Origin of the sequence: Sphingomonas sp. S-NIH.Pt3_0716 (assembly GCF_003950715.1) — a bacterium.
Lineage (GTDB): Bacteria > Pseudomonadota > Alphaproteobacteria > Sphingomonadales > Sphingomonadaceae > Sphingobium > Sphingobium yanoikuyae_A.
This window is the reverse complement of sequence record NZ_QLJK01000020.1, coordinates 22,832-37,850: the sequence shown is the minus strand read 5'-3', so window position 1 is coordinate 37,850 and position 15,019 is coordinate 22,832. Positions and strand designations below refer to the sequence as shown.

10 protein-coding genes are annotated in these 15,019 nt (G+C 65.8%); 6 read left to right on the top strand and 4 right to left on the bottom strand.

Going from position 1 to position 15,019, the window contains the following annotated elements:
- Positions 1 to 4 precede the first annotated feature (4 nt).
- Positions 5 to 1,087, bottom strand: coding sequence for an alpha/beta fold hydrolase (locus tag BRX37_RS16405; RefSeq protein ID WP_125988271.1), 1,083 nt, complete (start codon positions 1,085 to 1,087; stop codon positions 5 to 7).
- Between the two features lie 105 nt (positions 1,088 to 1,192).
- Here BRX37_RS16405 and BRX37_RS16400 point away from each other — a divergent pair, with 105 nt between their 5' ends.
- Positions 1,193 to 2,746: a S10 family peptidase gene (locus tag BRX37_RS16400; protein ID WP_125988269.1), complete on the top strand. Its 1,554-nt coding sequence runs from the start codon at positions 1,193 to 1,195 to the stop codon at positions 2,744 to 2,746.
- Positions 2,747 to 2,788: 42 nt separating this feature from the next.
- Here BRX37_RS16400 and BRX37_RS16395 read toward each other — a convergent pair whose 3' ends face one another.
- On the bottom strand, positions 2,789 to 4,264 hold the full coding sequence (locus tag BRX37_RS16395) for an amidohydrolase family protein (RefSeq protein ID WP_318276721.1): 1,476 nt from the start codon (positions 4,262 to 4,264) through the stop codon (positions 2,789 to 2,791).
- Between the two features lie 294 nt (positions 4,265 to 4,558).
- On the opposite strand from BRX37_RS16395, the gene BRX37_RS16390 reads away from it, so the two are divergent.
- Together BRX37_RS16390 and BRX37_RS16385 are read left to right on the top strand one after the other, a co-directional pair.
- Positions 4,559 to 7,477, top strand: coding sequence for a TonB-dependent receptor domain-containing protein (locus BRX37_RS16390; protein ID WP_125988267.1), 2,919 nt, complete (start codon positions 4,559 to 4,561; stop codon positions 7,475 to 7,477).
- 73 nt (positions 7,478 to 7,550) lie between these two features.
- Positions 7,551 to 9,197: an amidohydrolase family protein gene (locus tag BRX37_RS16385; RefSeq protein WP_125988265.1), complete on the top strand. Its 1,647-nt coding sequence runs from the start codon at positions 7,551 to 7,553 to the stop codon at positions 9,195 to 9,197.
- 126 nt (positions 9,198 to 9,323) lie between these two features.
- Here BRX37_RS16385 and hutC read toward each other — a convergent pair whose 3' ends face one another.
- Together hutC and BRX37_RS16375 are read right to left on the bottom strand one after the other, a co-directional pair.
- A complete protein-coding gene (hutC, locus tag BRX37_RS16380) occupies positions 9,324 to 10,034 on the bottom strand; it encodes a histidine utilization transcriptional repressor HutC (protein ID WP_125988263.1) in 711 nt (236 codons plus the stop codon).
- Positions 10,031 to 11,386, bottom strand: a complete 1,356-nt coding sequence (locus tag BRX37_RS16375; protein WP_125988261.1) for a formimidoylglutamate deiminase — start codon at positions 11,384 to 11,386, stop codon at positions 10,031 to 10,033. The genes hutC and BRX37_RS16375 overlap by 4 nt, the downstream gene beginning before the upstream one ends.
- Positions 11,387 to 11,482: 96 nt before the next feature.
- Here BRX37_RS16375 and hutI point away from each other — a divergent pair, with 96 nt between their 5' ends.
- Genes hutI through hutG form a run of 3 tightly spaced genes read left to right on the top strand, consistent with a single transcriptional unit; the run spans position 11,483 to position 15,017 of the window.
- Entirely contained in the window at positions 11,483 to 12,682 is a 1,200-nt protein-coding gene (gene hutI, locus BRX37_RS16370; RefSeq protein ID WP_206434173.1) for an imidazolonepropionase, read from the top strand.
- Entirely contained in the window at positions 12,679 to 14,208 is a 1,530-nt protein-coding gene (gene hutH / locus BRX37_RS16365; protein WP_125988257.1) for a histidine ammonia-lyase, read from the top strand. The genes hutI and hutH overlap by 4 nt, the downstream gene beginning before the upstream one ends.
- A complete protein-coding gene (hutG, locus tag BRX37_RS16360; RefSeq protein WP_125988255.1) occupies positions 14,205 to 15,017 on the top strand; it encodes an N-formylglutamate deformylase in 813 nt (270 codons plus the stop codon). The genes hutH and hutG overlap by 4 nt, the downstream gene beginning before the upstream one ends.
- Positions 15,018 to 15,019: the final 2 nt, after the last annotated feature.

The following is a 15,019-nucleotide window of genomic DNA, read 5'->3' as shown; positions in this document are numbered from 1 at the left end:
AAGGTCAGTTACTCCGCGCCAGCAGCGCGACCAGTTCATCCTTCCAGAATTTCGCCCAAGTGTGGGTGCTGTGCCCCCGCGTCTCGGGCGAATAGGGGATCAGCTTGTAGCGGGTGGTCTTCAGGCGCTTGGCTGCCGTTTCGGCCATGCCCATTTCCGGCGGATTGATGAAGTCGTCGGAGGAATTGATCCAGGTCATCGGCGCGCTGATCTTCTCCAGATCGGCGGACGGATCATAATCGCGCGACGAATCCAGCTGATAGAGATAATCATTGGCGTCGCGGCTGGCGATGTCGCGATCGAACCGCTCCTTCCAATAGGTGTCGACCGCGTCGCGCGTGGGAAATTGTACCTGCATGTACCAGGCAGCGGCGCCGGCAATCTGCGACAGGCTGGATGCCGTGCGCAGGCCGAGCAGCGGCTGCGCCTTGTAATTGCCATCCTGCCAGGCGGGATCGGCGCGGATGCCGTCCATCGCCGCCTTGCGCCACATCCGGTTGCGCCCCGCGATCGGCGCCGCCTGGCACGCCATCGGCATCAGCGCACTGGCAAAGCCGGGATGCTTCTCGCCCCAGACGAAGATGTGCATGCAGCCCATGGAGGTGCCGAAGGTCAGCCGCAGATGATCGACCTTGAGCCCGTCGACCAGCATGCGGCGCTGCGCCTCGACCATGTCGTCATAATCATAATGAGGGAAGGCCATGCGCAGCCCGTCGCTGGGCTTGGAGGAATCGCCATGGCCGATATTGTCGGGCAGGATGATGAAATAGCGGCTGACGTCGAGCGGCTGGCCGGGACCATAAAGTTCGTCGGCAAATTGCGGTTGCAGGAATTGCGCGCCCGATCCGCCGGTGCCGTGAAGGATCATCACCGCATTGTCGATCCGCCCCTTGGCATCGCGATGCGGCGTGCCGATGGTGCGATAATGCATCCGCAGTTCGGGCAGCGTCTCACCCGAACGGAAAGCAAAGTCGCGAATGACATGGTCGCCCTGCTTGACCTGCGCGGCATCGAAGCCCTGCGCCAGTGCCGGCGTGGCGAGCAACAGTGCGGCAGCGGCGGCGAGCCGGGGCCATCGGTTCTTCATGTTCTGCTCCTCCCTTGGAACTTTACGAAGATGATGCATATGCGCATTTGACAGATTTGGTATACGATGTACGGTTCGCCGCAAGTTTAGGCAACAGGCAGAGTCATGATCCCGAAAAACATCGCATATTCCGCCCTTCCCCTGCTGCTGACGGCACTGGCTGCGCCGTCGATCGCCGCCGACAAGCCTGCCCCGGCGGAGAAGGAAGAGGCCAAGAAAGACGATAGCGCCGTCGCCCCGGTCGAGGAACAGGCGATGCCCAGCCGCGCGTCGGTGACGGTCGCCGGCAAGCTGATCCACTACACCGCCACGCCCGGCACGCTGACGATCCGCAACGATGCCGGCGAGCCGATCGCGAGCATGTTCTACACCGCCTATGTCGCCGATCGGGCCAAGGGCGCGAAGGAACGCCCCGTCACCTTCCTGTTCAACGGCGGTCCGGGGTCGTCGACCATGTGGCTGCACATCGGCTCCTTTGGCCCCGTCCGGGTGGATACGCCGACGCCCGACACCGCCCGCCCCGCCCCCTTCGCCATCGGCCCCAATCCCGACAGCCTGATCGACCGCAGCGACCTGGTCTTCATCGACGCGATCGGCACCGGCCTGTCGCGCCCGCTCGGCAAGGCGCAGGGCAAGGATTTCTGGGGCGTCGATCCGGACATCGACGCATTTGCCAGCGCCATCCAGCGCTATCTGACGATCAACAATCGCTGGAATGCACCCAAATTCCTGCTCGGCGAAAGCTATGGCACGCTGCGCGCCGCGGGCCTGGTCAACACGCTGCAGGAACGCGGCGTGCAGATGAACGGCGTGGTGCTGCTGTCGTCGATCCTGAACTATGGCATCCGCAATCCGGGCTATGACCAGATCAACGTCACCTATCTGCCCAGCTATGCCGCGACCGCCTGGTATCATAACCGCCTGCCCAACCGGCCGGCGACGCTGGAGCCATTCCTGAGCGAAGTGCGCGCCTTTGCCCTGGGCCCCTATCTGTCCGCGCTGGCCAAGGGCGACGACCTGCCCGATGGCGAGCGCGATGCGATCGCGACCCAGCTGGCCGCCTATACCGGCCTGTCCAAGGGCTTCATCCTGCAGAACAAGCTGCGCATCGATCTCGGCCGGTTCCGCAAGGAGCTGATGCGCGACAGCAGCCGCACCGTCGGACGGCTGGATTCCCGCTTCGTCGGCATCGATGTCGATGACAGCGCCGCCGATCCCGAATTTGACGCGGCCGACACCTCGATCAGCGGCGCCTATATCGCGGCGCTCAATTCCTATCTGTTCGGCACGCTGGGCTACAAGACGCCGCTCAGTTACCGCCCGAATTTCTACAAGGAGATCAGCCCGGCCTGGGACCAGCGCCATCGCGCGCCGGGCGGCGGCGGCCGGCCAATGCCGGCGGCCGACACCGCGCTGGACCTGGCCCGCGCGATGCGCACCAACAGCCATCTCAAGGTGCTGTCGCTCAACGGCTATTATGACATGGCGACGCCCTTTGCCGGCGCCGAATATGACCTGAAGCACATGCAGCTCGACAAGGCGCTGCAGGCCAATATCAGCTATCGCTATTATGAATCCGGGCACATGATCTACATCCACCCGGAGTCCATGAAGGGCCTGCGCCGCGACCTGCTGGCCTTCTACGACAGCGCCATGTGAGACAGCGGCGCCGCGTCCATGAGGATGCGGCGCCGATTATGCTCAGCGCTTGTCCGCGACCATGAACAGGTGCGTCTGCGGCAGGGCCTGAAGATCGACCTCCTTGCCGGCAACGAACAGCCGGTCGAGGCGGCGGATATTATGGATGTCGGCCAGCGGATCGGCGTCCAGCAGCAGCAGGTCGGCGATCTTGCCCGCCTCCACCGTGCCCAGATCCTGTAGTCGCCCGGCGGCCCGCGCGCCGTTGCGGGTTGCCGCGACAATCGCCTGCATCGGCGTCATGCCCAGTTCCACCAGCCCTTCGATCGCCAGCAGGCTCCCCTCGCCTGGCTCCTGCTCCGGCGATTTGGGGCCGCGGCGAAATTCGGGCGCATCACCCAGATAATTGTCGGTCGCGATCGTGACCGGGCATCCGGCCGCGACCAGCCGCTCGGCATTGCGCCGCTCGATCTCCGCATCGTCGCCGCGCATCGCTGCCCTGCGACGCAATTCGGTGCTGGTCAGCGCCGGCGGCATCTGCGCAATGTCCGCCACCGCCCTGGCGCGCCGGGCGATCTGCTTCTGTCGTACCGCGCCGGTGACCATGTTGGAGCGCATCGCGCACAGCGTCCCCTTTGACAGGATCAGCGCGATCAGATCGTCGGGATAGTCGCGGCTCAATATCTCGGGATGCTGGATCAGGTCGATCCCCGCCTCGACCGCCAGGCGCAGCCCTTCCGAACTGGTGGCATGGGTTTCGGCCATCTTGCCACGCTTGTGCGCCTCCGCCACGATCACCGCCTGCTGGCGCGGCGAGAAGCCGATCAGCGAGGGCATCATGAAATGGCTGGTGCCGCCATATTTGAGGAAATCGACCCCGCGGTCGAGATAGGCGCTGACGGCGGCGCGCAATTGTTCCGGCGTCATGTCCATCAGTTCCTCGCCCATGCCCTGGGCGAGCAGGTCGTTCCACTGTTCCTGAAACAGGGTCAGGTCGCGATCGCCGGTCAGCGAATAGGTCAGCGAAAATGGCCCGCCCCAGCCCAATATATTGCCCGCCACCAGCATGCGCGCGCCGATCGCCTGGCCGCTGGCGATCCGGTCGCGGACCGCCAGCAGCGGCGGCAGCACGCCATAGCTGTCGCGCATGGTGGTGACGCCCGCGCGCAACTGGCGCTGGGCAAATTCGAGCGCCAGTTCCTCGTTCCGGTCGGCATAGCGTGATGAGGTGTCGCGGCGCGCCGGGTTGCCATAGACGGTCGCATGAACATTGGAATCGATGAAGCCGGGCAACAGATAACGCCCGCGACCATCGACCTGCCGCGCCGAGGGGGGCGCCTTCAGCTTTGCGCCGACCGCTGCGACCTTCCCATCGGCGATGAGCACGTCCTGCCCTGCTTTCGCTGCAGCCCCGGTGCCGTCGATGACGGTTACGTCGCGTATCCATATTGTTTCAGCTGCAACAATGTCGGGCCGGAACAGCCCCAGAGCCGCTCCAGACAGCAGCAGGGCACGAACAATTTTTCTATTTATTTTCATATCACTAACTCCCCGTTCGACGCTTTTTGCCGGCGACTGCGGACTGACATTTAACTGCAATCTTGACAGCATCATGCAGCCTCAGCATGATTAAAGTATACGATATTCAATATACATTGAAGCGGTCAAAGAGCCGCAAAGACAGAGAGAGGAGCTGAAAACCCGTCCGGGGGACCGTCAGGCGGTCCGGTACGCAGGAGCCGACATCGGCGCAGCATCCCACATTGCTGCGCATGCAAAATCATAATCTGTGTCGAATGAATTGAATCCTAGCGATTACAAGGGGATAGACTAATGATGACGATCCGACCGGCGGGCCTGTACGGCCGCCGCAATGCCTTTCTGTTGCTGTCGACTATCCTGGCCGGCGGCGGCTTGGGTTCCACCGCCCAGGCCCAGGAGGCGGCCCAGCCCTCCACCGATATCGTCGTCACCGGGTCGCGCCTGGTCCGCACCGATCTGACCGCGCCCAGCCCGATCTCGGTCATGGGCAGCGAGGATGTAAAGCTGTCGGGCAACGTCACGCTGGAAAAGACCCTGAACGAAATGCCGCAGCTGGCATCGGGCAACACCTCCACCGTCAATAATGGCGGCGGGTCGGGCGTGCTGACCGCCAATCTGCGCGGCCTGGGCAACACCCGCACGCTGGTGCTGGTCAATGGCCGCCGCTTCATCCCCGCCGATTCCAACGGCAATGTCGACCTTGCCTCCATCCCCGACGCCCTGATCAAGCGGGTCGAGATCATCACCGGCGGCGCATCGGCCGTCTATGGCTCCGATGCGATCGCCGGCGCGGTCAACTTCATCCTCGACGACAAGTTCGAGGGCGTCGAAGCCAGCGCCCAATATGGCATCAGCGACCGCGGCGACGCCGAATCGAAGAAGCTCGACCTGACGTTCGGCACCAGCACCGCCGATGGCCGGGGCAATGTCACCCTGTCGGGCAGCTGGACGCGCCAGTCGTCGATCACCCAGAATGATCGTGGTTTCAGCCGCACGCCGCTGGGCGAGGTCAACGGCCAGCTGGTCTATTCGGGATCGGGCAGCATTCCCGGCACCCGCGTGCCGCTGAGCGCCGCGCAGCGCGCCGCCCTGACCGGCGTCAACCTGACCCCCGGTGGCAGTTGCACATCGGTCACCGGCATTCGTTTTGGCGAGAATGGCACCGTCCTGCCCTATTGCCAGCCGGAAGATACCTACAACTACGCGCCCTATAACCTGCTGCAGCGCCCGCTCGATCGCTTCAATGTCGCCGCCAACGCCCATTATGAGGTGGCCGACAAGATCACCGCCTATGCCGAGGCCTATTTCGTCAACGCCAAGAATGACATGATCCTGGCGCCCGACAGCTTCACCCCGCTGACGCCCGGCGCCGCCTCCTCGACATTGCTGATCCCCAACTATGCCAGCAATCCGGTGCTGCCCGAAAGCCTGCGCCAGTTCTTCACCAACAATGCCGCCATTTTCGATACCAATGGCGACGGCACGGCGGAAATCGTCGGCGGCGGCCGCCGCGCCGACGAACTGGGCACGCGCAACTATCGCTATGAACGGCAATCCTACCAGATCACCACCGGCCTGCGCGGCGACGTATCGCTGCTGGGCAGCGAGTGGAAGTGGGACGCCTTCTACCAATATATGCGCAACCGCACCGACACCCGGAATGAAGGGCTGATCTCGCAGACCCGCCTGTCGATGGGCCTGGACGCCGTCATCGATTCCTCCGGCAATGTCGTCTGTCGCAACCAGTCGCTGGGCTGCGTGCCGGTGTCGATCCTGGGCCTCAATTCAATCAGCCCGGAAGCCGGCGCCTTCCTGACCCCGGTGCGCGAAAGCCATGACATCTTCACGCGCCAGGTCGCGGGCGCCAGCATCGCCGGCACCCTGTTCGAACTGCCGGCCGGCCCGGTTTCGGTCGCGCTGGGCGCGGAGTATCGCAAGGACAAATACACGTTCAGCCCCAGCCCGCTCGACCTTGCCAATGAATATGGCGCGGTGTCGCAAAAGGCGCTGGCCGGTGCCTATGACGTCAAGGAGCTGTTCGGCGAACTGCGCATTCCAATCCTGGCGGACATGCCCTTCTTCGATACGCTCGCGATCGAAGGCGCGGCCCGCTATTCGGATTACAGCTCGGTCGGCAAGGTCTTCACCTGGAAGCTGGGCGGCGAATATGCCCCGGTCAGCTGGATCCGCATCCGTGGCGCCTATAACAGCGCGATCCGCGCGCCCAATATCGCCGAACTCTATACGGCGGTGACGCGCGGCTATTCCAGCGGCACCGATCCCTGCGCCATCCCGACCTCGGGCGGCGACAGCCGCAGCGACGCGCTCAAGAATTTCTGCGTCGCCACCGGCGTACCGGCCGGCGAGATCGCCAACTTCACCCAGGCGACGCTCGGCCTCAACCAGGACAGCGGCGGTAATCCGAACCTGCATGAGGAAAAGTCGAAGACCTACACGATCGGCGCCGTCATCTCGCCGCCCTTCATCCCGCGCCTCAACATCACGGTCGACTATTTCAACGTGAAGGTCGACGACGCGATCATGACCGTCAACGCGCAGCAGACGATGAACGACTGCTACACGATGATGGATGCCGGCAGCGCCACCTGCCGGGCGATCACGCGCCTGGGCAATGGTCAGCTCGACTATGTCAGCGTGTCGAGCAACAATATCGGCTCGCTCAAGGTCAACGGTATCGACGCGCAGGTCGATTATCGCGTGCCGCTGCCCGGTGCGCTGTCGCTGGGCGACGATGCCAGCCTGTCGCTGCAGGCGATCGCCAGCTGGCTGTTCGAGCGCACGACGCAGGTGCTCGCCACCTCCGCCCCGCAGGATTGCGCCGGCTATTATGGTGCGGGCTGTTCGGTCGGCACCGGCGGCTTCATCACCCCGGACTTCAAGCTGAACCTGGGTGCCACCTATGCCAGCGGCCCGCTGAGCTTCCGCCTGCAGGGCCGGATGATCGGCGATCTGAAGCTCTATCCGACCGCGACCAATGTAGTGAAGTCGGTGGACCCGGTCTGGTATCTCGACACCAGCTTCTCGATCGACGCGACGGAGACCTTCTCCTTCTTCGGCGGCGTCAACAACCTGCTCGATCGCCAGCCGCCGATCCTGGGCACGACGCTGGTCGGCGACGCCAATACCGACGTGTCGCTCTATGACACGCTGGGTCGCCGCTACTTCGTCGGCGCGCGGATGAAGTTCTGATCCGACGAGCAGGCGGGCCGGGGCAGTGATGCTCCGGCCCGCCTTTCACAACAGCGATAGAGGAGAGCGTCGCATGGCCGTCCGGTCCCGTCCCATTCTCGCCCTGGCGGCGCTGCTCCTGAGCGGCAGCGCGCTCGCGGCGCCCGAAGCATCCAATGCGCCGGCAGCAAAGGCGGCCGATCCCATTCCCGCCCGCAACCAGGGCGTGGGGCCGTTCCAGCGCACGGTGCTGCGCCATGTCTATATGATCGACGGCACCGGCGCCCCGGCTCAGGGGCCGTTCGACATCGTCCTGTCGAACGACCGCATCGCCGAGATCAAGTCGATCGGCGCGCCCGGCGCGATCAATCCCGCGCTGCGCGCCGCGCCCGGCAACCATGAGATCGACCTGGCCGGCGCCTATGTCATGCCTGGCTTCGTCGACGCCCATGTCCATCTTCATTCGCTGAGCGACGCGCAGAAAGTGCCGTCCGACTATATCCTCAAGCTCTGGATGGCGCATGGCATCACCTCCGTCCGCGACCTGGGCAGCGGCCATCCGATCGAGTGGCTGGCCGACATCAAGGCGCGCAGCGCCCGCAACGAGATCGTCGCCCCACGCATCGACATCTATCCGATGTTCCACCAGATACGCGGCCCGGTGAACGACGCCGCCACCGCCCGCGCGGTGATCCAGGAAGCCAAGAAGCGCGGCGCCGACGGCATCAAGTTCATCGGCGGCGCGCCGGAGGACGTGCTCTACGCCGCACTCGACGAGACGAAGAAGCTCGGCCTGCACAGCACCATGCACCATGCCCAGCAACTGGTCGCCTATGCCAATGTGCTGGGCACGTCGGGCGCGGGCCTCGAAAGCATGGAACATTGGTATGGCCTGCCCGAAGCGATGTTCACCGACCAGCGTATCCAGGCCTTTCCCACCGACTTCATCAACAATGACGAGCAGATGCGCTTCGGCGAAGCCGGGCGGCTGTGGGCGCAGGCGGCCGAACCGGGGTCGGACCAGTGGAACAAGGTGATGGACAGGCTGCTGGAACGCGGTTTCACCCTGGACCCCACCTTCACCGCCTATCTCACCAGCCGGGACTTCATGCGGATGAGCCGAGCGCAATGGCATGCCGATTACACCATGCCGGCGCTGTGGGACTATTATCGCCCCAGCCGCACCAATCATGGCGCCTATTGGTTCGACTGGACCACCGAGCATGAAATGGCGTGGAAGGACAATTATCGCCGCTGGATGCGGTTCGTGAATGATTACAAGAACCGTGGCGGCCGCGTCACCGTGGGCAGCGATTCCGGCTATATCTACAATCTCTATGGCTTCGGCTATATCCAGGAGATGGAATTGCTGCGCGAGGCGGGGTTCAGCCCGCTGGAGGTGATCCACGCCGCGACGCAGGAAGGCGCCCGGCTGCTCGGCCATGAGGACCAGATCGGCACCATTCGCGTCGGCCGCAAGGCGGACCTGGTGGTCATCAAGGGCAACCCGCTGGCGAACATGAAGCTGCTGTTCGGCACCGGATCGATCAGGCTCAATGACGCGACCGGCAAGGTCGATCGGGTCGGCGGCGTCGATTACACGATCAAGGACGGCATCATCTATGATGCAAAGGCGTTGCGCGCTGAAGTCCGCGCCATGGTCGCCCGGCAGAAGGCCGAGCGCGGCATGCCACCGGGCATCATGACGATCGAGAATGCGGAGGCCTCTACGCTACCATGAGGTCTTCGCAGCGACAGGCAGAAGGCGGCCTTTGAGGCCTGACCGGAGCCTGTCGACGGGCGCTCTTTCCTGTCGCCGACAGCCCTTGTCAGCCGCGGGGAAGAGCGCCGATTTGCCTTTACCCCGTCAACCGCCCGCCGGGCCGAAGCGGGCCACCATGTCATAGGCGTCAGCCAGGAAGACCTGGCGGACATAGGTGATCGGATCGCCGCCGCGCCAGGTATGGCGCTCGACGCACAGGCAGGGCGCACCGGGCGCGATGCCGAGCTGGGCGGCCTCCTCCCGCGTCGCCCCCACGGCCGAAATCCGGTTTTCCGCCTCGGTCCAGGGCACATGCTGCAGCAGCCAGGTGCCCGGCGAGATGCTGTCGAAATCGCCATCGACGATCGCGGGCACGGCGCGGGTCGCGATCAGGCGATGCTCCGCCGCCAGCGGCCGATCATCGGCGCAATGAATGCCATCCAGTTCCAGCAGTTGCGCACCATTGGCCAGCGCCGCTTCCTCATCGCGCCCGGCAATCGGGCCGCGCAGCTGCCGCCGGGTCAGGCGATAGCTGTGGCGCTGGCCGCGCTCGCCAATCTGGACGGCAAGGTCCGGGATATCCAGCACCATCGAATGGACGCGCGGCCGGGCGACGAAGCTGCCCGCCTTCTTGCGCCGTTCGACAAGGCCCGCCGATTGCAGCGCCGACAGCGCCTTGTTCACGGTCATGCGCGAACAGCCATGCGCCTGCATCAGTTCCTGCTCGGTCGGCAGCCGGTCGCCCGGCGCCAGCGTGCCGGCCAGGATCCGGGCCTCGAAATCGGCGCGGATCTTCTCGTGCAGCGGCTGTTTCACGCGGTCAGTTTCTCCAGCGTCCGGCGATAGCGGGTGGCGATGGTCTCGCCGGCGCGATGCCGCCCGCCGCTTACCATCTGCACGCCCCGGCGCCAGACCGTATCGATGGCGTCACGGCCAGCGCCGAAGATCAGCCCATCCAGCAGACGCTCGACCGGGCGATGGGCCAGCGAAGGATGATCAAGGTCCAGCGTGACGAAGTCCGCCGATGCGCCGACGCGCAATCCGGCCGCGACGCCCAGCGCCTGCGCGCCTCCCGCCACCGCCGCACGGTAAAGGCCATCACCGGTCGACATGCCCGCTTGGCGCGCCAGCACATTGCGCTGCTGGAGGCCAAGGCGTTGGCCATATTCGAGCAGGCGCAGTTCCTCTGTGGCATCGATGCGGACATTGGAATCGCTGCCGACACCATAGACGCCGCCAGCGTCGAGGAAGGCCTCCGCTGGAAATAGACCGTCGCCCAGATTGGCCTCGGTAATCGGACAGAGCCCCGCCACCGCGCCGCGGGTTGCGATCGCCCGCGCCTCCTCGTCAGTCATATGGGTCGCATGGACCAGGCACCAGCGGTTGCTGACCGGCGCATGGTCGAGCAGCCACTCGACCGGCCGCTGGCCGCTCCAGGCGATGCAGTCGGCCACTTCCTTCTGCTGCTCGGCGATATGGATATGGACCGGATTATGAGCCGCGATCCGGGCGAGCAGCGCCAGTTCATCGGGCGCGACCGCGCGCAGGCTGTGCGGCGCCACGCCGACCACGGCATCGGGCAGATCGCGTGCGCCCGTGATTGCCGCTTCACGCAACCGGGCGAAACCGTCCAGATCATTGATGAAGCGCCGCTGGGCCTCGCTCGGTGGCTGCGCACCGAAGCCCGACCAGGCGTAGAAGACCGGCAACAGCGTCAGGCCGATGCCGCTTTCCGCCGCCGCCGCCATGATCGCCAGGCTGGTCTCCGCCGGGTTCGCATAGGGCGCGCCGTCCGGGGCGTTATGCAGATAGTGAAATTCGCCGACGCGGGTGAAGCCGCTTTCCAGCATCTCGACATAGGCCTGGGCCGCGATCGCCGCGATATCGTCCGGGTCCATGCGACCGACGAAGCGATACATGAGGTCGCGCCAGGTCCAGAAACTGTCGCCCGCCGGGCCGCGCACCTCGGTCAGCCCCGCCATGGCGCGCTGGAAGGCGTGACTGTGCAGATTCGGCAGGCCCGGCAGCGCGACGGCGTGACGTATATCCTCGGCCTGCGGGGTGGCGCCTTGCTCGATCGACGCGATCGTGCCGCCCTGCAACTGCATGCGGACGTCCCGCGCCCACCCCTCCGGCAGCAACACATGGTCGAAAAACAGGGACGTCATGGACTGCAAATCTCCCGGACCGATATAATGTCTATACATTAAATATCGAATCATGCAATCTGGACGGAAGGCCGTGAAGGGAGGCTGGCGATGACGATGATATGCGACCGGCTATGGACCAATGCCCGACTGGCGACGATGGCGGGCAATGGGATCGGCGCGGTCGAGGACGGCGTAATTGCCGCGCGCGACGGCCGCATCGCCTTTGCCGGTTCGCGTGCCGATGCCCCTGCCTTCGCCCCCACCGAAACGATCGACTGCGCCGGCCGCTGGATCACGCCGGGCCTGGTCGACTGCCACACCCATCTGGTCCATGGCGGCGATCGCGCCGCCGAGTTCGAGCTGCGCCTGGCCGGCGCCTCCTATGAGGAAATTGCCCGAGCCGGCGGCGGCATCGTCTCGACCATGCGCGCCACCCGCGCAGCGAGCGAGGCGGAACTGGTCGCCAGCGCCCTGCCCCGGCTCGGCGCGCTGATCGCCGAGGGCGCAACCACGGTCGAGGTGAAGTCCGGCTATGGCCTTGATCCCGTCTCCGAGTTGCGGATGCTGCGCGCCGCGCGCCAGCTGGGCCGCGAACGGCCCGTGCGGATCATCACGACCTTCTTGGGCGCCCACGCCCTGCCGCCCGAATATGCCGGCGATGCCGATGCCTATATCGCTATGCTGTGCGACGAATTGCTGCCCGCCGTCGCGGCCGAAGGGCTGGCGGATGCGGTCGATGCCTTTTGCGAGGGGATCGGCTTTTCGCCGGCGCAGACGGACCGGCTGTTCATCGCCGCGCGCGCGCTCGGCCTGCCGGTGAAGCTCCATGCCGAACAGCTTTCCAACCTGCATGGCGCCGCGCTCGCCGCCAGCCATGGCGCGCTGTCGGCCGATCATCTGGAATATCTGGACGAGGACGGCATCGCCGCCATGGCCCGCGCCGGCACGGTCGCAACCTTGCTGCCCGGCGCCTATTATTTCGTGCGCGAGACGAAGCTGCCGCCGATCGACGGGCTGCGCCGTGCCGGCGTGCCGATCGCGCTGGCGACCGACTGCAATCCCGGCACCTCGCCGCTCACCTCGCTGCTGCTGGTGATGAACATGGGCGCGACCCTGTTCCGCCTGACCGTCGACGAATGCCTGGCGGGCGTCACCCGCAACGCGGCCCGCGCGCTGGGTCTATCCGACGAAATCGGCACGCTGGAGGTCGGCAAACGCTGCGACCTTGCCATCTGGGACATCGAGCGCCCCGCCGAACTGGTTTATCGCATGGGGTATAACCCGCTCCATGCCCGCATCTGGAGTGGTCAATGAACGCTATCATCCTCGTCCCCGGCGAAGCCTCGCTGGCCGACTGGCGCGCCATCTATCGCGGCGCGACGGCCAGGCTCGATGGCGGATCGGCGCCGCGCATTGCCGAGAGCGCAGCGGCCGTGGCGCGCATCCTGGCGAAGGGCGAGCCGGTCTATGGCATCAACACCGGCTTCGGCAAGCTGGCGAGCGTGCGGATCGGTGACGAAGACCTCGCCACGCTCCAGCGCAATATCGTGCTGAGCCATGCTGCCGGCACCGGTGCCCCCTCCCCCGTGCCGGTCATCCGCCTGATGATGGCACTGAAGCTCGCGAGCCTCGGCCAGGGCGCATCGGGCGTGCAGCCGCAGACCGTCGCCCTGCTGGAGGCGATGCTGGTCCAGGGGCTGACCCCGGTGGTGCCGGCCCAGGGATCGGTCGGCGCGAGCGGCGATCTGGCGCCCTTGTCGCACATGGCCGCCGCGATGATCGGCGTCGGCGAGATCATGCTGGGCGAAGAACGCCTGCCCGCCGCCGAGGCGCTGGCCCGTGCCGGCCTCGCCCCGCTGGAGCTTGGCCCCAAGGAAGGGCTGGCGCTGCTCAACGGCACCCAATTCTCGACCGCCAATGCCCTCGCTGGCCTGTTCGAGGCGGAAACGCTGTTTCAGGCGGCGCTCGTCACGGGCGCGCTCTCGACCGAAGCGGCCAAGGGCTCCGACACCCCCTTCGACCCGCGCATCCACGCGCTGCGCCGCCATGCCGGGCAGATCGAGACCGCCGATGCACTGCGCGGCCTGATGGCCGGATCGGCGATCCGCGCCAGCCATCTAAGCGGCGATGCGCGGGTGCAGGATCCCTATTGCCTGCGCTGCCAGCCGCAGGTGATGGGCGCCGCGCTCGACCTGCTGCGTCAGGCAGCGACCACGCTCGCCATCGAGGCCAATGGCGTGTCGGACAATCCGCTGATCTTCCCGGAAAGCGACGAGGCGCTGTCGGGCGGCAATTTCCATGCCGAGCCGGTCGCCTTCGCTGCCGACATGATCGCTCTCGCCATCTGCGAGATCGGATCGATCGCTGAGCGCCGCATCGCCATGCTGGTCGATCCCGCGCTGAGCGGCCTGCCCGCCTTCCTGACGCCGAAACCCGGTCTCAATTCCGGTTTCATGATCCCGCAGGTGACGGCCGCCGCTTTGGTCTCGGAGAATAAGCAACGCGCCTATCCCGCCAGCGTGGACTCGATCCCGACCAGCGCCAATCAGGAGGATCATGTCTCGATGGCCGCGCATGGCGCCCGCCGCCTGCTCGACATGGCCGAAAATGCGACCGCAGTGATCGGCATCGAATTGCTGGCGGCGGTGCAGGGCATGGACTTCCACGCCCCGCTCACCTCCAGCACCGCGTTGGAAGCGGCGCGCGCCTGCGTCCGGGATCAGGTGCCGCACCTGACCGACGACCGCCATTTCCACCCGGATATGGAGGCAGCCAACCGCATCGTCCGGTCAGGCGCGCTGGTGGCGGCCGCTGGTCACGCCCTGCCGGTGCTGGGATGAGCGACTGGCTCGACATCCGGCGGAGCGAGGCGGCGCTGATCGTCGCCTTCCCGCATACCGGGACCGATCTCGCCGATGTCGGCGACGCCTTCCGCTCGCCCTGGATCGCGCGCGCCGATGCCGACTGGTGGGTGGATCAGCTCTACGCCTTCGCTTGCGATCTGGGCGCGACGACGATCCGCACCGCCATTTCGCGCAGCGTGATCGACGTCAATCGCGATCCCTCCGGCGCCTCGCTCTATCCGGGACAGGCGACGACCGAACTCTGCCCGACCACCGATTTCGACGGCGAACCGCTCTATGCCGGCGCCGTCCCCGATGCGGCTGAGATCGACCGGCGGCGGGCCAACTGGTTCACGCCCTATCATGCCGCGCTGCAGGCGGAGATCGACCGGCTGCGCGCCCGGCACGACCGGGTCGTCGTCTATGACGCCCATTCGATCCGCAGCCATGTGCCGCGCCTGTTCGACGGCGCATTGCCGCAGTTCAACATCGGCACCAATTTCGGCACGACTTGTTCGCCGGAACTGACCGCCGAGGTCGCCCGGCTCTGTGCGGCAAGCGGCATGAGCCATGTCGTCGACGGCCGCTTCCGTGGCGGCTGGACCACGCGCCATTATGGCCGGCCCGAACAGGGCGTCCATGCGATCCAGATGGAGCTGGCCATGCGCGGCTATCTCCACGAACCGGCCCAGCGGACCGAGGCCAACTGGCCGCCGCCGCTCGACCCGGCCCATGCCGCGCCGCTGACCGCCACCCTCACCGCCATCTTGAAGGCCTGCCTCGCCTTCACCCGCCAGGAAGGCTGATC

What these genes read in the sequence shown, in the direction of transcription:
- BRX37_RS16405 (WP_125988271.1), bottom strand. Translation starts at nt 1,087, where the DNA reads ATGAAGAACCGATGGCCCCGGCTCGCCGCCGCTGCCGCACTGTTGCTC.
- BRX37_RS16400 (WP_125988269.1), top strand. Translation starts at nt 1,193, where the DNA reads ATGATCCCGAAAAACATCGCATATTCCGCCCTTCCCCTGCTGCTGACG.
- BRX37_RS16395 (WP_318276721.1), bottom strand. Translation starts at nt 4,264, where the DNA reads ATGAAAATAAATAGAAAAATTGTTCGTGCCCTGCTGCTGTCTGGAGCG.
- BRX37_RS16390 (WP_125988267.1), top strand. Translation starts at nt 4,559, where the DNA reads ATGATGACGATCCGACCGGCGGGCCTGTACGGCCGCCGCAATGCCTTT.
- BRX37_RS16385 (WP_125988265.1), top strand. Translation starts at nt 7,551, where the DNA reads ATGGCCGTCCGGTCCCGTCCCATTCTCGCCCTGGCGGCGCTGCTCCTG.
- BRX37_RS16375 (WP_125988261.1), bottom strand. Translation starts at nt 11,386, where the DNA reads ATGACGTCCCTGTTTTTCGACCATGTGTTGCTGCCGGAGGGGTGGGCG.
- hutI (WP_206434173.1), top strand. Translation starts at nt 11,483, where the DNA reads ATGATATGCGACCGGCTATGGACCAATGCCCGACTGGCGACGATGGCG.
- hutH (WP_125988257.1), top strand. Translation starts at nt 12,679, where the DNA reads ATGAACGCTATCATCCTCGTCCCCGGCGAAGCCTCGCTGGCCGACTGG.
- hutG (WP_125988255.1), top strand. Translation starts at nt 14,205, where the DNA reads ATGAGCGACTGGCTCGACATCCGGCGGAGCGAGGCGGCGCTGATCGTC.